At 36.5% G+C, this 18,948-nt stretch carries 20 protein-coding genes; 5 read left to right on the top strand and 15 right to left on the bottom strand.

Going from position 1 to position 18,948, the window contains the following annotated elements:
• The 4 genes from R3333_RS04360 to R3333_RS04345 all read right to left on the bottom strand — a co-directional run.
• Positions 1–180, bottom strand: a 180-nt coding sequence (locus R3333_RS04360) for a hypothetical protein (protein ID WP_318957481.1), incomplete at its 3' end; no start/stop codon positions are given.
• A gap of 178 nt (positions 181–358) precedes the next feature.
• Positions 359–1,129, bottom strand: a complete 771-nt coding sequence (locus R3333_RS04355; protein ID WP_318957480.1) for a hypothetical protein — start codon at positions 1,127–1,129, stop codon at positions 359–361.
• Position 1,130: 1 nt separating this feature from the next.
• Positions 1,131–1,835 (bottom strand): hypothetical protein, encoded by a 705-nt coding sequence (locus tag R3333_RS04350; RefSeq protein WP_318957478.1) that lies wholly within the window; start codon positions 1,833–1,835, stop codon positions 1,131–1,133.
• A gap of 1 nt (position 1,836) precedes the next feature.
• Entirely contained in the window at positions 1,837–2,481 is a 645-nt protein-coding gene (locus tag R3333_RS04345) for a protein-L-isoaspartate(D-aspartate) O-methyltransferase (RefSeq protein WP_318957476.1), read from the bottom strand.
• 158 nt (positions 2,482–2,639) lie between these two features.
• Between R3333_RS04345 and R3333_RS04340 the strand changes: the two genes are divergently transcribed.
• Both R3333_RS04340 and R3333_RS04335 read left to right on the top strand, forming a co-directional pair.
• Positions 2,640–3,869 (top strand): 4-hydroxy-3-methylbut-2-enyl diphosphate reductase, encoded by a 1,230-nt coding sequence (locus R3333_RS04340; protein ID WP_318957474.1) that lies wholly within the window; start codon positions 2,640–2,642, stop codon positions 3,867–3,869.
• 1 nt (position 3,870) lies between these two features.
• Entirely contained in the window at positions 3,871–4,512 is a 642-nt protein-coding gene (locus R3333_RS04335) for a vancomycin high temperature exclusion protein (RefSeq protein ID WP_318957473.1), read from the top strand.
• Here R3333_RS04335 and R3333_RS04330 read toward each other — a convergent pair.
• The 4 genes from R3333_RS04330 to mdh all read right to left on the bottom strand — a co-directional run bounded on the left by R3333_RS04330 (position 4,509) and on the right by mdh (position 9,145).
• Positions 4,509–5,162 (bottom strand): alpha/beta hydrolase, encoded by a 654-nt coding sequence (locus tag R3333_RS04330; protein WP_318957471.1) that lies wholly within the window; start codon positions 5,160–5,162, stop codon positions 4,509–4,511. The genes R3333_RS04335 and R3333_RS04330 overlap by 4 nt on opposite strands.
• Before the next feature lie 30 nt (positions 5,163–5,192).
• Positions 5,193–7,400, bottom strand: a complete 2,208-nt coding sequence (locus tag R3333_RS04325; RefSeq protein ID WP_318957470.1) for a heavy metal translocating P-type ATPase — start codon at positions 7,398–7,400, stop codon at positions 5,193–5,195.
• Between the two features lie 92 nt (positions 7,401–7,492).
• Positions 7,493–8,032 (bottom strand): AraC family transcriptional regulator, encoded by a 540-nt coding sequence (locus tag R3333_RS04320; RefSeq protein ID WP_318957469.1) that lies wholly within the window; start codon positions 8,030–8,032, stop codon positions 7,493–7,495.
• Between the two features lie 174 nt (positions 8,033–8,206).
• Positions 8,207–9,145 (bottom strand): malate dehydrogenase, encoded by a 939-nt coding sequence (mdh, locus tag R3333_RS04315; RefSeq protein WP_318957468.1) that lies wholly within the window; start codon positions 9,143–9,145, stop codon positions 8,207–8,209.
• A gap of 313 nt (positions 9,146–9,458) precedes the next feature.
• On the opposite strand from mdh, the gene R3333_RS04310 reads away from it, so the two are divergent.
• Together R3333_RS04310 and R3333_RS04305 are read left to right on the top strand one after the other, a co-directional pair.
• Entirely contained in the window at positions 9,459–10,025 is a 567-nt protein-coding gene (locus R3333_RS04310; protein ID WP_318957467.1) for an RNA polymerase sigma factor, read from the top strand.
• Positions 10,022–11,317: a hypothetical protein gene (locus R3333_RS04305; protein ID WP_318957465.1), complete on the top strand. Its 1,296-nt coding sequence runs from the start codon at positions 10,022–10,024 to the stop codon at positions 11,315–11,317. Before R3333_RS04310 ends, R3333_RS04305 begins: the two co-directional genes overlap by 4 nt.
• A 146-nt stretch (positions 11,318–11,463) precedes the next feature.
• Here R3333_RS04305 and R3333_RS04300 read toward each other — a convergent pair whose 3' ends face one another.
• From R3333_RS04300 to R3333_RS04280, 5 genes are all read right to left on the bottom strand, one after another.
• Positions 11,464–12,360, bottom strand: a complete 897-nt coding sequence (locus tag R3333_RS04300) for a patatin-like phospholipase family protein (protein WP_318957463.1) — start codon at positions 12,358–12,360, stop codon at positions 11,464–11,466.
• A gap of 88 nt (positions 12,361–12,448) precedes the next feature.
• Positions 12,449–13,780 (bottom strand): MATE family efflux transporter, encoded by a 1,332-nt coding sequence (locus R3333_RS04295; RefSeq protein WP_318957461.1) that lies wholly within the window; start codon positions 13,778–13,780, stop codon positions 12,449–12,451.
• The gene (locus R3333_RS04290; protein ID WP_318957460.1) at positions 13,746–14,402 is read right to left on the bottom strand and encodes a hypothetical protein; all 657 of its coding nucleotides are present in this window, start codon (positions 14,400–14,402) and stop codon (positions 13,746–13,748) included. Before R3333_RS04290 ends, R3333_RS04295 begins: the two co-directional genes overlap by 35 nt.
• On the bottom strand, positions 14,371–15,387 hold the full coding sequence (locus R3333_RS04285; RefSeq protein WP_318957459.1) for a GntG family PLP-dependent aldolase: 1,017 nt from the start codon (positions 15,385–15,387) through the stop codon (positions 14,371–14,373). The genes R3333_RS04290 and R3333_RS04285 overlap by 32 nt, the downstream gene beginning before the upstream one ends.
• Position 15,388: 1 nt before the next feature.
• A complete protein-coding gene (locus R3333_RS04280) occupies positions 15,389–16,030 on the bottom strand; it encodes an O-methyltransferase (protein WP_318957458.1) in 642 nt (213 codons plus the stop codon).
• 122 nt (positions 16,031–16,152) lie between these two features.
• Between R3333_RS04280 and R3333_RS04275 the strand changes: the two genes are divergently transcribed.
• The gene (locus R3333_RS04275) at positions 16,153–16,620 is read left to right on the top strand and encodes an RNA methyltransferase (RefSeq protein ID WP_318957457.1); all 468 of its coding nucleotides are present in this window, start codon (positions 16,153–16,155) and stop codon (positions 16,618–16,620) included.
• A gap of 16 nt (positions 16,621–16,636) precedes the next feature.
• On the opposite strand, the gene R3333_RS04270 is transcribed toward R3333_RS04275, so the two are convergent.
• Positions 16,637–17,278 carry a tetratricopeptide repeat protein gene (locus R3333_RS04270; RefSeq protein WP_318957455.1) on the bottom strand — a complete coding sequence of 214 codons (642 nt, stop codon included), beginning with the start codon at positions 17,276–17,278 and terminating at the stop codon, positions 16,637–16,639.
• A 221-nt stretch (positions 17,279–17,499) separates the two neighbouring features.
• Positions 17,500–18,948: EF-Tu/IF-2/RF-3 family GTPase (locus tag R3333_RS04265; RefSeq protein ID WP_318957453.1), on the bottom strand; the 1,449-nt coding region annotated here is incomplete at its 5' end.

Here is an 18,948-nt window from a genome sequence, read left to right as displayed (position 1 = left end):
TTTCTTACTAAACGAAGCTATATCCGTAACTCGCGCGAACAAATACCCAAAAACACCCACCAACAAGAGAATTAAGGAAAGTGGAGCTTTAAAATGATACGTGAAAAGGGTTAGGGTAACATCTTCTAAGTTTTGGAAGATGAAAACCAAAAAAACTACCGAGATTACCAGTAGCAGCACAAGTTTTATTTTTCCAAAGAGATTTAAATTATTCCAGTAAGATTTCATACTGAAAATATAGGGAAACTAAATAGATAATAGAAATTTGTTTTTGAGAGAATTGATATCTGAATGAAATAAGTTAAAATTTGAAGGTATACCAACCCGTCAATCGATTAGAACCTTACTCTCCTTTTCCTTAGAATTTCATTGCTTCAAAATCATTGATGGGTACAAACTCTATTTTAAGTGACAGCTCGGACATCACCTGATTCAAGGTTTCTCTACCTGCTTTTTTCCTAGGCTTAGGATATACACACATCAGGTTGTATGCTGAAAATTCATCAGACAAAGCCACTAATTCCTTCAATCTATCACTTACATTTTTACTTGAAGTATCAAAATCTAAACCTTTAATTAGCAACTTCTTATCTTTTGAAAACAAATCCAACTTGATGTCTAAATCTGAATTTCTTTTCACCTTTTTCACCATAACGTTACGCTTGAATTCTAAATAACGATTGGCATTGGTGAGCGCTCTCCATTTATGATAAAAACTCTTGCGAACTTGCTTCTTCTTTTGGGGTTTATCTCCCAACATTTTCATCATTAAATCCAAATGTGCATGCTCATCCATCCATGCATTCACAGTTGTTGGAGTTGAATATTTGATTGCTTTTTTACTACGCTGAGATAGCTTTTGCAATTGATCAGAGCTGTAAGTTGGATCGAAGAGCAACAAATCATTCCCTGTATTTCGGTACTTATCTACTTGCTGCTGAAACCCTTTTAGGTGTCGGCGTAAACTTAAAAAAGTATTTCTATGTACTACATCACTCAATAATCGCATACGTTTATCTGAGATATACAACCTCGGACCTTCTGCTCCTGCTGTAAATAAAGCTACACAAAGTAGTTCATCATTTAGCACACTGGGTTTAACGTATATGAGTGAGTAGAAAGATTCCATGCTATAAATGTAAAATGTAGTCTTTAAATAAGGCTGTAGTGTATTTTAAAAATTCGGGTTCAAAGCACTTTTTCAACTCGTCCCAATAGGCATTCCGCTTACTCGGGAACAAGGACAATTGGTGCTTTAAATTGATTTGAAAACGCTCGTCGTTCAATGCTAAAAACTCCTCTAAAACAACCTCTAATTCTGCTTTTTGATAAGCAAAAAATTGTTTTACTGAAGGGATATTTAATCCTGATTGAGAGAAATTTAAAGGCGAAAACTTAAAACTCTCGTAATTATTTGCCGGAACGGGATGTACTTTGAAAGCATTCTTTTTACCAGGGACTATTAAAACTGTATTCCTCCCACCAAACAAGGGAAAAAAGGTATCGAATAAAAAACTCACAAAGAGTGCACTTGGCTTTAAAAATTGATTAAACTTGCGTTTACTTTCCCAAAGATACACTTGCCATTCGTCAAATTCTATAGTTGCCTCTTCCTCTTCAATACACAGGTAATTTTGACCTTTAAAAGAGAAACGCGCCGTATCAAAAGTCTTCATTTTAAAATGAGCGAAACAATACTCTCTCAAATAATGAATGATTTTAAGATCTTCAGAAATTGGCGACCACAAGGTATAGTTTTTACCCTCCTCAGTTAACAGAACGGTGGGTGCATTCTTAATACTATTACTTACGGTATATGGCTTAAGTTCTTCCAATCTATTTTGCTGTTCTGGCTAACATTGGCACAAAGCTAAAATCACCAAATTCTTGTTTGGTAAAATCAGTTGCGCTCTTTTTTACAATTTTAGTCATTATTTGCTTAGCTCCCTCTCCTATTGGAATAACCAAAATACCGCCAACTTTTAATTGTTCCAACAAGGCATCTGGTATAAACGGAGCTCCACAGGTAACCAAGATTTTATCAAAAGGAGCAAAAGTAGCTTTACCAGCGTAACCATCTCCGTAATATAATTTTGGTGTATACCCCAATTGATGTATGATACTTTTAGACTTCAAGGCTAATTCACGCTGACGTTCTATGGAAAACACCTTCACGCCCATTTCACATAAAATTGAAGTCTGAAAGCCACTTCCTGTACCTATTTCCAAAACCTTTTCTTTAGGTTTTAATTCTAGTAATTCCGTTTGAAAGGCAACTGTATAAGGATGAGAAATTGTTTGACCTGCACCAATTTGAAAAGCCATATTCGAATACGCTTGTTTTTCAAATGCTAAGTCCAAAAAGAAATGACGCGGAACCGCGTCAAATGCCTCAAGCACTCTGTTATCTCTAATCCCCTTCTCTCTTAGCTCCTCTATGAGCTGCTTGCGCATGCCTTTATGCTTAAACGTATCAACCATCGGAACAAAAATAGATTTAAAAGAAGAAGTAGCACAAGAAAAAATTCAAAGAATATTAACAACAAAACTTTAAATAAATATGAAAAGAAAGCAGTGTGCTGAACTTTAAGATTTTATTTTTGTTGTTCTAAGTATTCGAGAGCAGAACAAAGGCAATTATGAAGAAATTTGACATCCCCGCACATTATAGATCTGAACTAATTTCTAAAGTGAAAGAAATCAGAAAGCAAAAGGATCCACGTAAAAAGGATTTTAGTCCTACCATATTGGATTTTGGAGCAGTTCGGTTTTTAATTGCACGCCATTTTGGGTTTTGCTACGGTGTTGAGAACGCCATAGAGATATCCTACAAGGCCATTGAGGAAAACCAAGGTAAACGTATTTACTTGTTGAGTCAAATGATTCACAACCCTATTGTAAATGCAGATTTAGAGGGATTGGGTATACAATTTTTACAAGATACCTTAGGGAATCAATTGATTCCTTTCGATGTATTGACCAAAGATGATGTGGTTATCATTCCTGCTTTCGGTACTACCTTAGAACTCGAAGAAAAACTGAGTAAAATTGGGGTTGATGTTCAGAAATACAACACAACCTGTCCATTCGTAGAAAAAGTTTGGAAACGTTCGGCAAAACTGGGTGCTGAAGATCACTCTATTATCATCCACGGTAAGAACAAACACGAAGAAACGAGAGCTACTTTCTCTCACAGTTCTAAGAATGCACCATCTGTAGTTGTAAAGGATTTAAAGGAAACAAAAGTCTTGGCAGATTTTATACTTGGAAAAAGAGATTTAAGTGAATTCGCAGCAACCTTTGAAGGTAAGTTTTCTCCCAATTTCGATCCTAACATTCATTTTGAAAAACTAGGTGTAATTAACCAAACCACTATGTTAGCAACGGAAACGCAAGAAATTGCTGACTACGTAAAACAAGTAATGGTTGAGAAATATGGCGAGGCAAACATCAAAGATCATTTTGCAGACACGCGAGACACTTTGTGTTATGCTACCAACGATAACCAAAGCGCTACGCTTTCATTAATGGAGCAAGATGCTGATATGGCTGTAGTTGTTGGAGGTTACAACTCTTCGAACACCTCTCACTTGGTTGAATTGTTAGAACAAAAATTCCCTACATTCTACATCTCTTCAGCAGAAGAAATTAAAAGTGAAACAGAAATCCATCATTTCAACATGCACAACAAGCAGATGGAAACCACACATGACTTCTTCCCTAAAAAGGACAAACCCACAATTATTTTAACCAGTGGTGCTTCTTGTCCGGATGCCATGGTAGATAAAGTTTTGTATACACTTTTAAGTAAATACAACAATACAAAAGAGGTCGCAGACGTTTTAGAAGAAATTGAAAACGCCTACTAGCATGCGCACAGTACTTCTTGACCTAACAGCTTTATTCATTTGTATTTTCATTTCAGCCAACATTTTGGTAGAAATTAACGCGCAAAACAAAAACTTCTATTTCAGCAAAAGTTTAAGCGGTACAGAGTACACTACTGCTGTTTTACTAGGATGTGGAAAACGTGGAAAAACTGGTTTAAACCCCTACTACCTGTACAGGGTAAATGCTGCAGCAGAGTTATACCAAAAAGGAAAAATTAAACGCATATTAATTTCGGGAGACAATGGAAGGACCGAATACAGTGAACCTGAAGATATGCGTGATGATCTAATTGCACGTGGAGTCCCTGCCTGTGCTATTACTCTAGACTATGCGGGATTTAGAACCTTTGACAGTATGTACAGAGCTAAGGAAATATTCAAGTTAGATAAGTTTTTAATTATATCTCAAAACTTTCACAACGAACGCGCCTTATTTTTAGCCAACGCCATGGGAATAGATGCCATAGCCTACAACTGTAAAGATTTAAAGGCCAATAAATCTAAATTTAGCTTCATCAATGTGCGTGAATACTTGGCCAGAACCAAAGCTTTTATTGACTGCTACCTCATTTTCAAACGACCAAAGTTTTTAGGGAAAGAAGAAAAGATGAGTCATTGCTAAGGTTTAATCTGCTGTTCAATATATTGAGAAATAGCTTCACCCTTTTCCAGGATTACTAAATGACCTCCGTTCGGAAATACTACATCAGTATCTTTACGCATGGGAATAAGCCGATCTGCAGCACCATGAATAACGTGGGTTTTACAGGGATCCCCCTTCGATAAGTTCCCACCTTGCCATTCAACTATGGCCGTAATTGCTCTTCGAATAAAAGTAGGATCTGCATCTGCCATCATTTCTTTTAAAATCACCTTAGTTGTTTTAGATTTCACACCAAAATACCAATTAAGAAAAGCATTTGTGTGGGTCAAAAGATAATCCGGTAGTAGATATTGAATTCGAATTTTACCCAACAAACGTATGCGACTAATATCCTCGGGCTTTGTAGCAGTTGAAAGTAAAAACAAATGCTTTGGAGGGTGAATTTTTGCAATTTCTTGCGCTATCATCCCTCCTAAAGACAAGCCCATGAGGTGATAATTATCTTCTACTTCCATTTGTTGATATAAGCGATACGCATAATCCTTTAAACCTTCATTTGGTTTAAAATCTAACCAAGGAATATGGACCATTTCAACATCTTTAAAATGGAGTTGAGAAAACGCCCTCTCATCTACTCCTAAACCACTAATACAATAGACTTTGCTCATGCTTTAGTTCACATTATCCTTCTAAATTAACTAAATCTTTTGTCCCTTTATACGCAAACTATTTAAAACAACGGATATCGAACTAAAAGCCATTGCAGCTCCAGCAAGCATAGGATCTAACAAAAACCCATTGATAGGATATAAAATTCCTGCGGCCACAGGAATACCTATCAAATTGTAGATAAAGGCCCAAAAAAGGTTCTGCCGAATCCCTTTCACCGTCAAATGAGAAATTGCAAAAGCTTTGGTCAACAATTTCAAATCTGAACCTATCAAGGTTATTTGGGCAACGTCTATGGCCACATCAGAACCTTTCCCCATGGCAATACTCACATCGGCTTGTGCAAGGGCTTCGGTATCGTTAATCCCATCTCCTATCATGGCCACAGTCCTACCTTTCGATTGCAGTTGTTGCGCCAATTCAGCTTTATCTTGTGGAAGAACACCTCCCTTATAACTGTCTAACCCTAGCTCTTTTGCGACTTTTGCGGTAGTTTGTTGACTATCACCACTCATCATGTGTATTTCTATCCCTGAAGATTTTAAGTCTTCCAATACCTCCTTAGTTCCTGGTTTAATTTCATCCCTAATTCCTATCAAGGCTAAAACTCCGTTTTTATTAGCAAAAGCAACCAATGTTTTAGCTTTCTCCTGCCACAGCTCAGCTTCTGCCAATTGTTCATCTTGAATTGGAATAGAAAGTTCTTTCATTAGCGCGATACTTCCTACGAAATAGGTCAAATCACCTTCATCTATAGCCTTTACACCTTTCCCCTTAAGCGTGTCAAATGCTTTTAAATCTGCTGTATTTTTAACTTCATGTTGTTTCAGGAAATTTACAATTGCATGGGCCAGAGGATGTTCAGACTTTTCCTCTATAGCTAACAAAACAGCTTTTAAATGATCTGTTTCCACATCATTCGTCCAAAGTAAGTCCGTTACCACAGGTTTCCCCTCAGTTACAGTTCCTGTTTTATCTATAATAATGGCATCTACTTTATGAGCTAACTCAATACTTTCAGCATTCTTTATCAAGATATTGTTTTCGGCTCCTTTTCCCATTCCAACCATGATCGCTGTTGGAGTTGCTAGCCCCAAGGCACAAGGACAGGCAATTACCATTACAGCTATTGCATTCATGGTAGCATGAAATATTTTATCTTCTCCTCCCCAAATCATCCAAGCTCCAAAAGTCAATAAAGCAATTCCAAATACAGTAGGAACAAAAACACTCGCAATTTTATCGGCTAATTTTTGCACGGGAGCTTTACTTCCTTGTGCCTGCTTCACTCGTTCTATGACCTGGGCCAAGAAGGTGTCTTTCCCAACTTTACTCGCTTTAATTTTAAAACTACCATTTTGATTTATCGAGCCTGTAAAAACTTCATCACCTGATTGCTTATATTCTGCAATAGGCTCCCCTGTTATCATACTTTCATCCACGTACGAATCACCACTTACAATTTTACCGTCTACCGGGATTTTATCGCCAGGTTTTACAAGCACCACATCATGCACTGCTACTTTTTCAATACTGATAGTTTGTTTTTCTCCCCAACGTTCCACTTGCACTTCTTTTGGCTGAAGTCCCATTAACTTTTTTAGCGAAGCACTCGTTTTGGATTTAGCCCTTTCTTCTAATAAATCACCAATAGAAATAAACGTGATGATTACCGTTGCAGCTTCAAAATAAACATGAGCTTCCAAGCCTCTCTCTATCCAAAACTGTGGGTATAAAGTATTGAAAACACTGATTACAAATGCAATTCCCGTACTCATTGCCACCAATGAATCCATGTTGACCTGTCCGTGCTTTGCTTGTTTAAAAGCATTCACAAAGAAGTGCTTTCCGAAGACAAACAGCACAGGTATACTCAGAGCAAAGGATATATACTCCCCAGGTTTCCAATGCATAAAAAACATGGAAAGCACAAAAACCGGAAGTGTAAATACTCCTGCCCAAATGGTATTTTTTAATTTCCTCTGGTACGCCTCGCCTTTCCGCTCCTCTTCGTCTTCATCTTCTATTAAAAGAGTATAACCTGCATCACTAACAGCATCGCGTAAAACTTCTTTATTTACATCCTCATTAAGCTCTATGGTTACCGTATTATCGGCAAAATTTACAGCTGCATGAATAACGCCCTCTTGTTTATTTAAGGCTTTTTCGACATGATTGGCACAACTTGCACAACTCATTCCCTCTACCGGAAAAGTATTTTTTATTGTTTTAGACATTTTCTTTGATTTTAAGCTTAAAACAAAGTTCGGTCATTCAACTAGAAAATCTATTATATAATTTTGTGGAGATTTTATAAGATTTTGCCCTTTTAGATTTTATCAAGGCTTAAACGCTTGCTTCCCTCACTATTTTTGAATGCACTCGGTGTTTGTCCAGTAATTTTCTTGAACTGACTAGATAGATAAGCTGCTGAACTGTAATTAAGTTGATAAGCAATTTCTGTCAAACTCATTTCATCGTAACTCAAGAGTTCCTTTACCTTTTCGATTTTTTGTTTGAGGATAAATTGCTCCAAGGTTTCTCCTTCATTACTGGAAAACAACCTGCTTAGATACGTATATTCGTGATGGGTTTGCTCGCTTAAAAAATTCGAAAAATTGATGGTAAGCGGTTCTTTGTTATGATGTATCTGATGAATCACCAATGATTTTATGTGCGTAATAAGATCATGTTGCCCTCCTGAACTCCTTTCAAAACCAAGTTTTTTCAACCCCTCATCTAATTCTTGTAGAATTTCATTGGATAGTGATTCCTTTAATTCAAGCTTCCCCAATTCGACGGATTGGTAGGCAATATTTAAATCTTTACACAAAGTCTCCACTGCAGCAATGCAACGGGGACAAACCATATTTTTAATTATAACTTCAGAAGAATTCATACTTAATTAAAGGTAAGCTTTTCTGCGATTTATAGGGTATTATTTTTAGGATATGCTTCTGAAAGCGTAAACCAAAATACAAGTCACAAAAAAAGGGAAGCGCTTAGCACTTCCCTTTCAACATCATTGTCGATTAACTATTGCTTATGATACAACGTTCATATCATCCAATACTTTCATCACTCCTTTAACAGCAGTTGCAGATTCTTCTAACAATGCTCTTTCGTCAGCGTTCAAGTCTAATTCAATAATTTTCTCGATACCGTTTTTACCTAATACTACTGGTACACCTAAGTAGATGTTATCCATTCCGTACTCACCTTGTAACCATGCACAAACTGGGAAAATACGTTTTTGGTCTCTTACGATAGCTTCAACCATTTGAGCTGCAGCAGCTCCTGGTGCGTACCATGCAGAAGTACCTAATAATTTAACGATTTCACCACCACCAAACTTAGTTCTTTCGATGATTTCGTTTAATTTATCTTCTTCGATTAATTCAGTTACAGGAATACCTCCAACTGTAGTGTATCGTGGTAATGGAACCATAGTATCACCGTGACCACCCATCAATACCGCTTGGATATCTTTAGGAGAAACGTTCAACTCCATTGCCAAGAAAGAACGGTAACGTGCAGTATCTAAAACACCAGCCATACCGAATACTCTTGAAGGATCTACTTTTGCAGTTAAGTATGCACAGTAAGTCATTACGTCTAACGGGTTAGAAACGATAATGATTTTAGCTTCTGGAGAGTACTTGATTACGTTTTCAGTTACCGACTTAACGATACCTGCGTTTGTAGCGATTAAGTCATCTCTAGACATACCCGGTTTTCTTGGTAAACCTGAAGTAATTACAACAACGTCAGAATCTGCAGTTTTAGAGTAATCATTAGTAGAACCAGTAGTTCTTGAATCGTATAAGTTGATTGGAGATGTTTCCCAGATATCCAAAGCTTTACCTTCAGCAAAACCTTCTTTAATATCTAACAATACGATTTCATTCGCGATTTCTTTGTGCGCTAATACATCAGCACATGTTGCACCAACGTTACCAGCACCTACTACTGTTACTTTCATTATAATTAGTTTATTGTATTAAAAAATTCAAAGCGAAATTAATCATTTTTTGAGGAAATCTTTCGCATTAAAGTATTTATCTTCGAGAAATTCCTCATTCTGTGTTTTTCTTCACACTTTTAGCTCTAAAAGCCCTTCCCATATCTATAAAATTGCCGTATCTTCTGGGTAGGACGTAAAAAAAGGATGGTGGATTACCTTCCTAAAGAAAGATCATGGTTATCAACATTTTGATGTTAAACTAAAATTTATATTTAACCCAAAAAAAATGGCAACCTAACAAAAGGTAGGTCGTTAAGCAAGTGTATAAACGGTGGAAAAAGAACAATTAAAAAAAATAATTGATGGTTGTGTAGCGGGAAATCGCTACGACCAAGAACAACTATTCAAGATGTTTTATGGTAAGATGTTGGCCGTGTGTATGCGCTATACGAAAGATAAAGACAGTGCACAAGAAGTACTGCAAGAGGCATTTATAAAGATTTTTGACAAACTCAAGGATTTTGATTTCAAAGGATCTTTTGAGGGATGGGTCAGAAGAATTATGGTAAATGCTTCAATAGACGCCACACGTCGACTTAAAAGACAGCCCTTTAGAACGGATGAAACGTATCTCTTTGTGAGTGATGAAACAGAAGAGTTTGAAATAGATGAGCAAGATCTCACCAGTATTAAAGCAGAATTAGCCTTAGAAGCAATTCAAGAATTATCTCCGGCTTACAGAACTGTTTTTAACTTATATGCTGTTGAGAACTATACACATAAAGAGATTGCCGAATTATTGGATATTAGTGAAGGTACTTCCAAGTCCAATTACTCTAAAGCAAAACAGAACTTGAAAAAGATATTAGAACACAAATTTGTCAAACTACACGAATGAAAGACAATTTAGAAAACATACTTAAGGATAAGCTCGATAATTTCGAGATGCCTTACGAAGCTTCAGCTTGGTCTCAGATGGAGGCAAAGCTAGACGCCAAAGCAAGTCCAACTACTTCTCGTTGGTACTGGTTAGGTGGTGCGGCTGTAATTGCGATACTAAGTACGATGTTGGTGATGACCTGGGAGAATTCTCCGTCTACGGAAAAACAAAGTAGACACACATCACCCGTAGTTGATCAGCTTGAAGAAGTAAAAACTACAGAAGACATCACTTCTGAAGAGAAGAATGAAACTATTGTTTCTACTGAGGATGAAAAAGCGAATGAGGTACGTATAGAATATGCGCCAGAAAAGAACATTGTTCAAAACACCTCTCAAAATGCTCAAGAGAATCAAAAGAATCAACCCCAGACTTCCTCGGTATCGGAATCAATAAATTCTCAAGATAAAAAAGAAGAGGTTAAAGAAGATGTGGCTGATACTAAAACTGAGGTAAATGAATTTGAAACCATATACACACAAGGAGTTGTTCCACAAACTACGCTATGTTATAACGGAGAATTAATAATTCGCAACAACAGTCTAAATCACAAAGTTAAAGCCAGAGTAAATGGAAGAACCTTTGAGCTCTTGCACAATGAACAGGCAAAAGTATCTAAGATTACTGCCGCAACACAAGTGGAATATTTAAATGCTCAAAATGAAGTTATCGGAACGGAGATGATAACACTTCATGCAAAACCAAATATTTTCTTCAGAGCAGAAGCGAATTTGTTTAATGAAGAAAATGGTTTACCGGTGATTCAAATTTCAAACACTAATGAGGTTTATGAAGGGCAATGGTTCTTAGATGGAACTCCGGTTAAATTGAACAACAACGATGAAATATACTGTTATACCCAAGGAACACATACGTTAAATTATGAGGTAACCGATTTAAATGGTTGTACTTACTCTGAACAAAAAACGATTACGGTTGATAAAGACTTTAACTTAATGGCAAACAACGCTTTGAACCCTGAAAGTATTATTCCAGAAAACAGAAGCTTTTTACCAGAAAGTTTAAAACGAATGAATGTTCCTTTCACATTTAGAGTGATAGACCCTAGTAACGGTGGTGTAATGTATGAAACCAATGATGTTACACAACCTTGGGATGGTATTGATATTAGAACAGGACAACTTGCGAAGTACAATCAAACATTTATTTGGCAAGTGAGTCTAGAACAAAGTATAGAAAATGCACCAAAGACTTATAGAGGAGATGTAGTTCTTGTACAAAAACGCTAAGTTTATTCTACTCCCCTTTATGTTAGGCTACCCTTAGGTAGCCTTTTTTTATGACCAAAAAAAAGATAGTCAATTAAACTATCTCTTTCTTGTAAAAATATATGTACTTCTCCTCTATCTCTCTCTCATAAACAAACAAAATTCTCTTATTGGTAAGCATCTGCTCGAATGGTCATTAATTTAAATAACCGGTCAAACACATGATTATTTTCTTCTATGTATGTATTTGCGTCACTGATTAAGTTCACCATGTTTTCATGCCCTGTATCATCCATGGAATGATTGGCTTCTATAATATTTGGTTGTAATCTAAAGTAAATCAGATTTCTATCCTTGCGCGCATAGGTTTCCATTTCTTGATGAACACGATTCATTTCCAATTCTATCATGTCATGTTCCTCTTTGGGCAATTCACCTGTTCCCAGACTTATTACTACGATAGGATCATTAGGATAGTACATCCTCGCATATTCATAGGCCAATTTACTTGGGTTTTTAGCCGTTAACATTCCATCTGCCAATTGCTTATCTCCTAATTTTACAGGAGGGAAATATCCTGGCACTGCGGAACACGCCATCATTACTTTGGATAAGGATAGACTTCTATACATATCCATTCTATCCGTGAAGATAAATGGAGCATCGGCATTCATGTCATAACTTACAAACAAAAAGTGTTTAGAAATACCGCTTACATTAACTTCTCCAAAGTTGTTTTCAAGAATTAATTTCAAGGGATATTCTGGCATAGCACTATTCAATGCTATATCCTTGCTGAAAATTTGGTGACCACGTTTTAAATAAAGGTCTAATATTCTATCGGGGGTAAATATGCTTCGTTCTTTTTCATCACGTAACATTAAAGCACCTGAAATAATTGCACCTGTAGAGGTACCTGAGAACACATCTATCCAATTGATCATATCAACATCAGGATCTATGTCATAACAGGTCTTCTCTATGTGTTTCAATAAAGTTAGGGGTATAATTCCCCTTATACCACCGCCATCGATAGCCAATACTGTTCTATATTTACAACGCATGTATGTAAGTTAGGAATTTTCAAGAAGTAAAACAAAAAAAATATTCACCCAAAAAGATGAAATTTAATCCCCATAAAAGAAGCAATTGTTAAACTTCCCTTGGAAATGATTTGAGGTATTTTTGAAAATGAAAATAGGGTAAGAATCCTCTGAAAAGCATCCATGCTACAATTGCCCACCAAACACTCTCTAAAGTGGGTGAATAATAGTTTAATAGTAAAAGCGCAGGTAAGAAACCCACAAAAGAAGAAATGATTAATAGATTTCTTAGGTATTTTGCCTCTCCTAAACCTTTGAACACTCCATCCATTACAAAAGCCAGAGCATTTACCGGTAAGCACAAAGCAAAAAGCGGTAAAATACTCGGGTAATAATCTTTTACTGCATCATCCTCAATGAACAACCCAATAATTTGTTCATCAAAGAATAGCAAGGCACCCGCCAATAGAAAGGATACTCCAATTCCTAATTTTAAGTTTTTATTACGGGTTTCCTTTAAGGCTTCACTATCCTTCGCTCCTAAATACTTCCCACTTAATGCATTGGCAGCCGTCGCAAAAGCGTCTAAAAAGAAGGCTGAAAACAACCATAGGTTTAACAGTAATGCATGTGTACCTGCTTGTGCTTTACCATAAGCATTCGCATATCTATAGGTAAGCATTAGTGTTATGTTCAATACTAAAGTTCTTACAATAAGGTTAAGGGCTATCATTACTAACTCCTTAAAGTAAGGGTTGATATTCCAAGAGAAAAATAATTGTAAACGCGACCTAAATAAGTAAATCAAACTCATTACTAGCATCACTCCCTGAGCAATTATCGAAGCTATGGCAGCTCCTTCGATTCCCATTTCTAGTCCAAATACAAATAGAAAATCCAGGCCAACATTAAGTATCCCTCCCACTATAGAGGTTGTCATGGCCCAATAGGTGTTTTGGAGTCCTCTAAACACACCAAACAATGAAAAAGTAATCAGGGTTATTGGGAAACCAAAGGCTCTTATACTGTAATAAGAAGTAGCAACTTGTCCAACTATAGGTTCTGTATTATAGACTTGCAGAAAAATCCAATCTGAAACAAAATATGTACTCATTAAAGCAAAAAGGCCCAACAAAAAGTTGAGCACCATCATTTGAGGAATTAACGTAGCAACCGTTTTAAGTCTTTCAGCTCCAAATTGTCGAGACACAATTGCTGAAATTGCACTTTTCGTTTGAGCAAATATCCAGAGTAAAGCAGAAACCAAACTTCCCGCTACTCCAACTGCAGCAATAGCCTCAAGGGCTCCATAATTTTCTTGATCCGGCATATTACCAATAATCGCCAAATCAGTTAAACTAAGAAAGGGTTCAACAATACCTCCAAATAAGGCAGGAATTGCTAGTTTATATATCGCTTTGTATTTTGGATTCTTTGACATCTTCGGGCAAAACTAACCAATTCGTTTTTTTACCTGCCTTTTGCTCTAATATATATTTTGCCTTTCCGGAAGTTTCCTTTTTAATTACATCAACAAAAAGAGCTAAATCATCTATTTCCGGACTACTGGCATAAACTAATTCATTGTGCGTTACTAACACATAAGTATTCAATGTTGAGAATGTTGTGTCTTGTCCTACTCTCAAACTTGTGCAGGTTTCACCAAAACAATCCAACCAATTAAAGAAGGCATTTTCGGTTAAAACACTATCAGAAAATGTCCATTTCACCAAGGTAAACTTTGATGAATCCAAGTTAGCAATCCTTGCCCATCTCTCCGAATAATTCAACCGATCAGGAAAATAAGCATATTCGCTACTCAAATTCTTCAATTGTAATTCTGGGAAAGTTTGCATCAACAAACTATCTTCGCTCACCGCATTATCCAAGTAGTAAACCTCTTGTTTTGGAAGGGTATCCCTTTCCAGACCTTCTTGATATTCTCTGTCAGAAGTAGGCATAATATCCTTGTAATCTACCGCTTCTACTTCTGCTTTCTTAGAGCATCCAGCAATCGTAAATAATGCTAAACTACAAACCAGCAATACATTGTATCGTTTCATCAATATCCTTTGTAGAATTATCTAAATGTGTAACAATTCTAATTTTATCATCTCCAAAAGGCATAATCAGTATCCCTTTCGCTTTGAACTCCTCTACCAACGCTGCCACATCACTTTTCTTGTGTAATTCTGCAACAACTATATTGGTATGTACATCCAAAACGCGCTTAACACGAGAAAGGTTAGTTAAAGCTTCACCTATTTTTCTTGCCGCGGCATTATCTTCTTTTAATCTTTCAATGTGATGTTGCAATGCGTACAAACCTCCAGCAGCTATAATCCCTGCTTGACGCATTCCCCCACCAAAGACTTTACGCACCCTTCTAGCTTTGGTTATAAAATCTTTTGGGCCCAATAACAAGGAACCTACTGGTGCTCCCAATCCTTTAGATAAACATATTGAAATGGTATCAAACTGCTCACCGTAGACTTTGTAATCAATTCCCGTTTCAACCAGAGAGTTAAACAGTCGGGCACCATCTAAATGTAGGGGCAAACCTTTTTCATTACAAAGTTCTTTTATTCTCTTGATTTCTTCAAAATCATAAATTGCTCCCCCACCTCTATTCATCGTATCTTCAAGGGCCACCAACGTGGTTAAAGGTAAATGAACATCTTCTGGGTTGTTAATGTTTTGAGCAATTTCTTCCGCTGTTATTCGGCCCCTATTTCCTTGTAATAAACGAACAGATGTACCAGAGTTTTTGGCAATTCCTCCACCTTCATATTTATAGATATGGGCATCAGCTGCACAAATTACTTCATCACCAGGTCTGCAATGTACATTAATTGCTATCTGATTGGTTTGCGTACCAGAAGAACAATAAAGAGCAGCCTCCTTGCCGAACATTTCTGCTGCAAACCTTTCTAATTCGTTTATGGTGGGATCATCTCCAAATACATCATCTCCAACTTCTGCGTTGAACATGAACTCTTTCATTGCCGCTGTTGGCTTAGTTACTGTATCCGATCTAAAGTCAATCATACTATAATTTTCTTGCGATATTTAAACCATCACGTATAGGAAATAATACATTTTGAACACGATCGTCTTCTTGCACCATACGGTTATAATCCATAATCACGCGAGTGTCCAAATCTAACTTTTCGTATTCTTCCAAAACTTTACCGCTCCATAACACATTATCTGCGATGATATATCCTCCTTTTTTCACCTTATCAAATACCAAATTGTAGTAGTTGACATAATTACCTTTATCAGCATCAATGAAAACAAGATCATATTCCTCCTCTAGTGAAGGAATAATTTCCATGGCATCACCAATGATTGCTTTAATTTTATTTTTCATACCTGCTTTTTCAACAAACTCTTGAACCATATCCTCAAGTTCATAGTTTATATCTAAAGTGGTGATACAACCTCCTTCTGCCAACCCTTCGGCAAAGCACAAGGCAGAATAACCCGTATAGGTACCAATTTCTAAAACATTTTTAGGTTGAATCATATGCGACAACATACTTAATACTCTTCCTTGAAAATGCCCACTTAACATTCTAGGTTGTAACACTTTTATGTGTGTTTGTCGGTTAAGTTGGTAAAGTACATCTGGCTCTTTTTCTGAGTGAGCAACTATGTAATCGTCTAAATTTTGATCTAAAAACTGCATTTTTTCTTGTATTCTGGTGAACTGTGTCGAAGATAATTAAATTTGCGTTTGTTACTCTATGGGGCTGTGGAAATTCATTTACCTGTCACCATAAGGCAAAAATTAACTCTAAATAAAATACAGTGAAGGTTAAAGATGAAATGACAGGCTATTGTGGGATTGGTATTATGCGCCATAAAAGAGATCACAATATCGGAACACTTTGGAGATCAGCTTACATACTTGGAGCATCTTATATTTTTACCATTGGAAAAAGTTATAAAAAACAAACCTCTGATGTATTGAAGTCATGGACCAAAATACCTTTGTTTCATTATGAAACTTTCGAGGATTTTAAAAAGCACTTGCCCTACGATTGTAGATTAATTGGTATAGAACTAGACGAAAGAGCAACTCCTCTTAAAGATTTTGAACATCCCAAAAGGTGCGTATATCTCTTAGGCGCAGAAGACAATGGACTGCCGCCAAAGGTTTTAGACGAGTGTCATGCACTTATTCAATTACCAGGAACGAACTCTTTAAATGTTGCGGTTACGGGAAGTATAGTTTTAAATGATAGGGTTGAAAAAGTACCCATGAAATTACCCTAAGTAAGAAGGCCTCATTTTACGATGAGGCTTTTTTTTCGAGAATATTTTTTGTTTGAAAGAACTTATATTCCAAAAAGACAATCACAACCATACATAAGAAAGAGAGGATGGATGTACAATAAAAAAGTACGGGGTAAGCTTTATCAATGAGTAAAACAGTTGCAGCTAAAAACACCCCAGCCATAACCACCAAAACAAATCTGTACTTCCTTTTTTTGTGATGATTCAACATCAACAACCACTTTAAATACTCTCCTTTTTCTGGGTAAAGTTCATACAAGCGTTTGAACCTTGAAAAGGATGTATCTATATCGTTCAATTTATAGGCAATCTTTGCCAAATTGAAGAGCATTAATTGATAAAGGTTTGTACTGGTTCTCTCGTTCTCAGTGAGAAAATTGAATTGATCTAGTGCCTTCCTCGTGGCATGTTCCGCCTCTTTGTAATCTTCTATTTGATATAATTTATCTGCGTAGTTAGAGAGTAATATTAAACGCTTTCGTGTTATGGAGCTATCATGTTCTTCTCCCTCTACCTTTCTATCTAAAAAAACAAAATTTTCGCGGAAACACTCAATATAATCGAGGTTACTCCCCTTTTTACTCAAGGCAAGCAAATACGTATAGATGTGGTTAAACTTTGTTAGGTCTTGGTACATTAAATAGTGACTTAGACTTTAAAAATATACATTATCACACGAGCGAAAAAATTAACACTACTTAACTTACCGACTTCTTTCTGAAAGGTGGGTTTTAACTTTTAAACGTCATAAACACAATTTCCAACTAACATTTTAGTTATTTGATACTGATGTATATACCAAAAAAATCCCCAACGAAATTAATCGATGGGGATTTTAATATGGTTTAAAAAAAAGGCTTATTTACCAGCTCTTTTTCTTTCTCCTTCCGTTAAAAGAATTTTACGCATACGTAAAGATTCTGGTGTACATTCTACGTACTCATCTGCTTGGATGTATTCTAAACACTCTTCTAAAGAGAACTTTTGCGCTGGAGCAATTTTCACTTTATCATCAGCTCCTGAAGAACGCATGTTAGACATTTTCTTAGTCTTTGTTACGTTCACTACAAGATCATTATGTCTAGAGTGCTCACCAATAACCTGACCTTCATAAATAGGTTCGTTAGGATCGATAAAGAATTTACCTCTATCCTGTAAGTTACTTAATGAGTATGGAATTGATGTACCTTTTTCCATAGAGATTAAAGATCCATTCAAACGTCCAGGAATTTCTCCTTTGTACGGTTGGAATTCAATAAATCTGTGTGTCATAATTGCTTCACCAGCAGTTTGCGTTAACAAGTAGTTACGTAAACCGATGATACCACGTGATGGAATGTTAAAGTTAATGATCATACGGTCACCTTTCGCTTCCATATTTGTCATTTCTCCTTTACGCTTAGATACAGCTTCTACTGCAGTTCCTGAGAATTGCTCTGGAAGGTCAATTGTTAATTCCTCAACTGGCTCACATTTAACACCATCAATTTCTTTGATGATTACCTGTGGCTGACCAACTTGTAATTCGTATCCTTCACGACGCATAGTTTCGATCAATACAGATAAGTGCATTACACCTCTACCGAATACCATCCATTTGTCTGCTTTCTCTCCTTTTTGAACTCTCAACGCTAAGTTTTTCTCTAACTCTTTGTCTAAACGCTCTTGGATGTGACGAGAAGTAACAAATTTACCCTCTTGTCCGAAGAATGGTGAATCGTTAATAGAGAACAACATACTCATTGTAGGCTCATCTATAGCGATAGTTGCCAAAGGCTCTGGAGTCTCAGCATCACAGATAGAATCTCCGATTTCGAAACCTTCAATTCCTGTAACTGCACAAATATCTCCTGGCTGTACTTCGTCAACTTTGATACGGTCTGTACCGTGGAAAACGAATACGTCTTTAATTCTGTGCTTTTCTTGAGATCCGTCTGCTTTAGACAAGATAATTGGTTGATTCGCTTTTAGAACTCCTCTTGTTAATCTTCCGATAGCAATACGCCCAACGAAAGAAGAGTAATCTAATGATGTAATCAACATCTGTGTATTTCCTTCTTCAATTTTACAAGGAGGGAAATAGTTTAAGATTTCATCTAATAATGGAGTAACAGAATCTGTTTGGTTAGCCCAATCAGTTGACATCCATCCATTCTTAGCTGAACCGTAAATTGTAGGGAACTCTAATTGATCTTCGTTTGCGTCTAATTCAAACATCAAATCAAAAACTTTCTCATGAACTTCATCAGGAGTACAGTTCTCTTTATCTACTTTATTTACCACCACACAAGGTTTCAAACCAAGGTC

Origin of the sequence: Lishizhenia sp. (assembly GCF_033720595.1) — a bacterium.
GTDB lineage: Bacteria > Bacteroidota > Bacteroidia > Flavobacteriales_D > Crocinitomicaceae > Lishizhenia.
Note: the sequence above shows the minus strand (reverse complement) of the source record. Positions and strands in the feature narration are given on the sequence as shown.

Coding starts and splice junctions, on each gene's coding strand:
- R3333_RS04355 (WP_318957480.1), bottom strand. CDS start 1,129: ATGGAATCTTTCTACTCACTCATATACGTTAAACCCAGTGTGCTAAAT.
- R3333_RS04335 (WP_318957473.1), top strand. CDS start 3,871: ATGCGCACAGTACTTCTTGACCTAACAGCTTTATTCATTTGTATTTTC.
- R3333_RS04340 (WP_318957474.1), top strand. CDS start 2,640: ATGAAGAAATTTGACATCCCCGCACATTATAGATCTGAACTAATTTCT.
- R3333_RS04325 (WP_318957470.1), bottom strand. CDS start 7,400: ATGTCTAAAACAATAAAAAATACTTTTCCGGTAGAGGGAATGAGTTGT.
- R3333_RS04290 (WP_318957460.1), bottom strand. CDS start 14,402: ATGAAACGATACAATGTATTGCTGGTTTGTAGTTTAGCATTATTTACG.
- R3333_RS04300 (WP_318957463.1), bottom strand. CDS start 12,360: ATGCGTTGTAAATATAGAACAGTATTGGCTATCGATGGCGGTGGTATA.
- mdh (WP_318957468.1), bottom strand. CDS start 9,145: ATGAAAGTAACAGTAGTAGGTGCTGGTAACGTTGGTGCAACATGTGCT.
- R3333_RS04280 (WP_318957458.1), bottom strand. CDS start 16,030: ATGCAGTTTTTAGATCAAAATTTAGACGATTACATAGTTGCTCACTCA.
- R3333_RS04305 (WP_318957465.1), top strand. CDS start 10,022: ATGAAAGACAATTTAGAAAACATACTTAAGGATAAGCTCGATAATTTC.
- R3333_RS04295 (WP_318957461.1), bottom strand. CDS start 13,780: ATGTCAAAGAATCCAAAATACAAAGCGATATATAAACTAGCAATTCCT.
- R3333_RS04345 (WP_318957476.1), bottom strand. CDS start 2,481: ATGGTTGATACGTTTAAGCATAAAGGCATGCGCAAGCAGCTCATAGAG.
- R3333_RS04330 (WP_318957471.1), bottom strand. CDS start 5,162: ATGAGCAAAGTCTATTGTATTAGTGGTTTAGGAGTAGATGAGAGGGCG.
- R3333_RS04320 (WP_318957469.1), bottom strand. CDS start 8,032: ATGGTTTGTCCCCGTTGCATTGCTGCAGTGGAGACTTTGTGTAAAGAT.
- R3333_RS04270 (WP_318957455.1), bottom strand. CDS start 17,278: ATGTACCAAGACCTAACAAAGTTTAACCACATCTATACGTATTTGCTT.
- R3333_RS04285 (WP_318957459.1), bottom strand. CDS start 15,387: ATGATTGACTTTAGATCGGATACAGTAACTAAGCCAACAGCGGCAATG.